Source organism: Mesorhizobium sp. M7A.F.Ca.MR.362.00.0.0 (genome assembly GCF_004023175.1).
Lineage (GTDB): Bacteria > Pseudomonadota > Alphaproteobacteria > Rhizobiales > Rhizobiaceae > Mesorhizobium.
In genome coordinates this window covers 1-583 of sequence record NZ_RZTF01000886.1, presented here as the reverse complement: position 1 = coordinate 583, position 583 = coordinate 1, and the positions used below count along the sequence as shown (strand labels likewise).

The 583-nt window shown below is 55.4% G+C and carries 1 protein-coding gene; it reads left to right on the top strand.

Annotated elements, in window-relative coordinates; translation table 11 throughout:
• The coding region (locus tag EOC06_RS38335) for a lyase family protein (protein WP_245470471.1) at positions 1-378 on the top strand (378 nt) is incomplete at its 5' end.
• Between the last annotated feature and the right edge of the window lie 205 nt (positions 379-583).

Genomic DNA, 583 nt, shown 5'->3' with positions numbered 1-583 from the left:
GGCGGAATTCTGCTTCCGGCCCTTCAGCCCGGCTCTTCTCTGATGCCTGGGAAAGTGAATCCGGTTGCGGCCGAAGCGTTGAACCAGGTCTGCTTTTACGTATACGGCATGGACACGACGGTTGGCATGGCTGCGGAAGCGGGACAGCTTCAGCTTAATGCCATGGAGCCGATCATCCTCTTTAGCATCCACAACGCCATGGATCTTATGCGCAAAGCGGTTCTGACATTTACGAAGACCTGCGTCGAGGGCGTGCAGGCTAACGCGGCTAGATGCGAAGCCAACCTGACCGGCAGTACCGCGTTCGCAACGGAACTTGTGACGACCATGGGCTATGAGGCGGCCGCTAAAGTCGTAAAAGAAAGGCTAGCGAGTTGACAGTCTCGCGCCTTGGCGTGATGGAGCGCAGCAATGCCAAGCAAAGTCGTTTCCGGCGGATTGCTCGGCCATCAATTTCACGTTCCCAAAAGAGAGGATGGCGAAACAGAAAAGCTCACTGATAAATTCTGCCCTCAGCTTACGGCCGAGTTTTGGAAGGCAGAGGCAAGAGGAAGACAACCATCATATCGACGTAGTCAGGGCG